Raw genomic sequence first — 305 nt, 5'->3', positions numbered from 1 at the left:
TATAAGCGCAACCGAGAGGCGCTGCTTAACTTTTTGGGCGTGACGGCAGATGAACTCAATGCCTATATTGAGGGGGAGTTGCCTCTGACGAAGCTGGTGCGGAACGTGATGACTGTTCCGAATTCTGCGGCAGCGTTCGATGAGATTGTGGAACGCTTGCCTTACCTGAAGTTTTCCGACCGGCTGCGCTTGTGGGAAACGCTCAACGAATCGATTTTTCAAACATTGCAACCTTTCCGCAGACACCTCGATCGCATCGGAATGGGTCGAACCCCAGAAGCGATCGCCGAGATACTCCCGACCCC

At 53.8% G+C, this 305-nt stretch carries 1 protein-coding gene; it reads left to right on the top strand.

The features are described from left to right. The coding region (locus AC0QH1_RS18085) for a hypothetical protein (RefSeq protein ID WP_324632649.1) at positions 1-305 on the top strand (305 nt) is incomplete at both ends.

It is taken from the genome of Phormidium sp. CCY1219, assembly GCF_055795085.1.
The sequence above is the reverse complement of the archived record's forward strand: the minus strand, read 5'-3'. Positions and strand labels throughout refer to the sequence as shown.